The sequence below is a fragment of the Victivallis sp. genome (assembly GCF_048170485.1).
Taxonomy (GTDB): domain Bacteria; phylum Verrucomicrobiota; class Lentisphaeria; order Victivallales; family Victivallaceae; genus Victivallis.
Genome location: NZ_DBEXAY010000304.1, coordinates 1 through 3402, shown reverse-complemented (window position 1 = coordinate 3402; position 3402 = coordinate 1). Strand labels below are relative to the sequence as shown.

Sequence of the window (3402 nt, the reverse complement as noted above, 5' to 3'; positions counted from 1 at the left end):
AGGTGATGGCGCCGGATATACTCCTCGACCGCTTCCGGCACCGCGTTATTAATATGTTCCATATTTGTTTTTTTTGCCATTGATTTTCTGATATTCGTCGAAGATATTTCAAAAAAACTGCCCGGAATGATGCCGGCAGTTAGTTTTTCTGCATTTTCTTTCGACCAGAAGCGGGCCAGCTGTTCCGCATCCAGGGGGATGCCCGGACGCGGATAGGTCAGTATTTCATAGGAGTTCACCAGCTCTTCGGCGCATCTCCATTCGTGGAGGCTCATCAGGCTGTCGCCGCCGATCAGCAGCTGCAGACGGTCGGCGGGCCGTTCCTGCGCAAGGCGGGCAAGCACGTCGATCGTATAGGAGGGCACCAGACAGAGCCGTCCTTCAATATCGCACGCTTCCAGTTTTTCATGGCCGTCGATCAGCAGCTTCACCATCGCGAGACGGTCGGCGAAAGGGGCGCGTCGCCTGCCGGTTTTGTGCGGCGGCAGAAAGGCGGGGGCGAAGAGAACCCGGTCGGTTTTGCCGGAGGCCGCCGCGGCCAGCGCGACTCCCAGATGGCCGAGGTGCGGCGGATCAAAACTCCCGCCGAAAAAAGCCAGCCTCATAACAATACTTCTCCTGTTTTTTCATAAATTAAAGCAAATTCCGCGTTTTTCAACGTCATATTCGGGAAAAGTGACGTTTGCGGATTGACGCAGGCGGAAAATGGCGGTATAGTTAAATCGTGCAATAGTTACGATGCAGGGGAATCAAAAATTTCATGGATACGAAAAGAATCGGTGGCCGCCTGCTGCTTTGGGCGGCATTTGCGTTTCTGGCAATTTTTTCTGCCGGATGCCGTTCCGACCAGTACTATCAGGATCTTGCAGTGCGGCGCGCCCGCGCCTATCTCTTGAAACATTCGCCGGAACTGACGGCGGATCAGATCTATTTCGTCAAATACAACAATCCCTTTTTCCTGACTGCGGATGTCCTCGGGAAGGGGGGGCTTTCTCTGGAGGGGGCGATGGAGAGTCGTCAGCAGCAGATCTGCGTGACCTGGGCAATCCCCGGCCGGGACCGCTATTACATGGTGTTTGGCGTCTCCTCCGGGCGAATGGATACCTGGTATCCGAACCGGTTGATCCACCGGGTGTTCACGCTTCCGAACCGCCCGCTGGAGAGCGCGGTGAGAACCGCCCGGACCTACGCGCAGAATGCATTGTACTCCCGGATGAATACGGAGGAGTTCAATTCAGTCCGCTTCACGCTGCCTTACCTGCGGCTCACGAATTTCGATCTTGCAATCAATCCGGAGATGACGCTAACTCCGGAAGAGTATGAAAAAGAGGCGCGGAAACTGGCTTCCTCCTGCCAGTTTTCTCTGGTCTGGAAGATGGATCCCGCCTCCGGGGAATCGATGGTCTTCTGCGGAACGGCCGGTCCCAATCTGGCCGGATGGAAGATCAATTTCGCCGGCCGTATGCCGGATGCGGAGGTGGAGGCGCATACGGTTGAGCTGTTGAAGACGCCGAAGGATTCCTTTACCGATTTCACCCCGGTGGAGCCGCCGTTGCCTCCTGAGGAGGAGCCGATGATGGAAGAGCATGCTCCGGAAAATTCCGATCATCCTGTGGAGTCGGAGAAGGCGGAGAAGGACAAGGACCCGGCCGCCGCCGGAGCTTCGTTCGGTGAAACGGATTCTGAAGAGGAGGAGGCTCGCTGATGTTGCGCAGTATGACCGGATTCGGCAAAGGTGAGGCTTCCTTTGGCGAGGGGCAGCATCTGGTGGTTGAAGTCAGTTCCGTCAATCGCAAGCAGCTGGAGGTGCGCACCGCGTTCCCTCCGGAGCTGGTGTCGCAGGAGATTCCGGCGCGGAAGATGGTGCAGGAGTACATCAGCCGTGGCGCGGTGCAGTTGCGGGTTTCGGTCAACTCGACCGGCGCGGCCGGGCAGGGGGCGGTCAACCGGGAGTTGCTCCGCAGTCTGATTCGGGAGTGTCAGGAGATGCGCCGGGAGTTCGGCCTGCAGGATGAGGTCGCGGTTGAAACGCTGATGAGCGTACCGGGCGTACTCGGTGCGACGCCGTTTTCTCCGGAAAATCAGCCGGCCGCCGTGGAGGCACTGGAGACGGCTCTCCGTGGCGCATTGGAGAAATTCCAGGAGATGCGTACGGTGGAAGGCGAGGCGTTGCGGCGGGATTTTGCCGCCCGCCTTGCCGGTCTGGAAACACTGCTTGGCGAAATTGAACCACAGGTCTCCGGGCTTGCCGCTTCCATCCGGGAGCGGTTGCTGGAGAAGCTGGCGGCGGAGAAGATTCCGACCGGTGCCGACGATGACCGCCTGCTGAAAGAGGTGCTTTTCTATGCGGATAAATCCGACGTGACCGAGGAGATCACCCGGTTGCGGAGCCATTTTGCGCAGTTCCGGCGGTTTCTGGATGAGACGAAACCGGTCGGGAGAAGCCTCGATTTTCTGATGCAGGAGCTGTTTCGCGAGATCACCACGTTGGGGAACAAGGCCGGAATTCCGACGGTTTCGCCGCTGGTGGTCGCGTTTAAGAGTGAATTGGAGAAGTTGCGGGAACAAATCCAGAATGTGGAGTAGATAAATTGAATTCCAATCAGGAAAAACAGGAGTGCTGCAGCAAATCCGCTCCTTCGGCGGAGGAGCTTTCCAGACATCTTTCGGAACTTGAGAGCCGGATCGGCGAAACCTACCGGGATGGGGTGGGCGTCAATCCGGTCGACGGGGAGAATCTGCCGCGCCGAGCGGAGGTGGTGGCGATCACCGGGAAACTGCTGGAGGTGATCTTCCCCGGCTTCGACGGGCGCAGTCAGTATCATCGGGCCCGTATCGGCGAAGATGTCGCGCTGTTGCTGCGGGAGATCTATTCGGAACTTTTCGACCAGATCTGCCGGGCGATTCACTACCATTACAAGGAGGAGGCGTGCTGTGAATTCGGTGTCTCCCGGCGGACCAACCGGGCGGTATTCGCATTGCTCGATGCCCTGCCGGAGATTCGCGAGACGATGAAAATCGACGTGGCGGCCGCCTATGCCGGCGACCCGGCGGCGGTTTCCTACGACGAGATCATTCTGAGCTATCCCGGAATCAAGGCGATCACCATTCAACGGCTGGCCCATGTGCTCTACTCGGTGGAGACGCCGCTGATTCCGCGGATGATGACCGAATACGCCCACAGCCTGACCGGCATCGACATCCACCCCGGCGCAACGCTGGGGAAGGGGATCTTCATCGATCACGGTACCGGCGTGGTGATCGGCGAAACCGCCATACTCGGCGACAATGTGCGGATTTATCAGGGGGTTACGCTCGGGGCAGGGAACTTCCCCAAAGATGCCTGCGGCATGCTGATCAAGGGGAACAAGCGCCATCCGACCATCGGCAGCAATGTCACCA

At 58.3% G+C, this 3402-nt stretch carries 4 protein-coding genes; 3 read left to right on the top strand and 1 reads right to left on the bottom strand.

The annotated features are described in order from the left end of the window. The coding region (gene nadD, locus ACMLHG_RS15970) for a nicotinate (nicotinamide) nucleotide adenylyltransferase (RefSeq protein ID WP_417171127.1) at positions 1 to 605 on the bottom strand (605 nt) is incomplete at its 3' end. Between the two features lie 155 nt (positions 606 to 760). On the opposite strand from nadD, the gene ACMLHG_RS15965 reads away from it, so the two are divergent. From ACMLHG_RS15965 to ACMLHG_RS15955, 3 genes are all read left to right on the top strand, one after another. Further along, the gene (locus ACMLHG_RS15965) at positions 761 to 1705 is read left to right on the top strand and encodes a hypothetical protein (RefSeq protein ID WP_417171126.1); all 945 of its coding nucleotides are present in this window, start codon (positions 761 to 763) and stop codon (positions 1703 to 1705) included. After that, on the top strand, positions 1705 to 2586 hold the full coding sequence (locus ACMLHG_RS15960; RefSeq protein ID WP_295807546.1) for a YicC/YloC family endoribonuclease: 882 nt from the start codon (positions 1705 to 1707) through the stop codon (positions 2584 to 2586). Before ACMLHG_RS15965 ends, ACMLHG_RS15960 begins: the two co-directional genes overlap by 1 nt. Positions 2587 to 2591: 5 nt before the next feature. Beyond that, positions 2592 to 3402, top strand: an 811-nt coding sequence (locus ACMLHG_RS15955) for a serine O-acetyltransferase (protein WP_417171125.1), incomplete at its 3' end; no start/stop codon positions are given.

What these genes read in the sequence shown, in the direction of transcription:
- ACMLHG_RS15965 (WP_417171126.1), top strand. Translation starts at nt 761, where the DNA reads ATGGATACGAAAAGAATCGGTGGCCGCCTGCTGCTTTGGGCGGCATTT.
- ACMLHG_RS15960 (WP_295807546.1), top strand. Translation starts at nt 1,705, where the DNA reads ATGTTGCGCAGTATGACCGGATTCGGCAAAGGTGAGGCTTCCTTTGGC.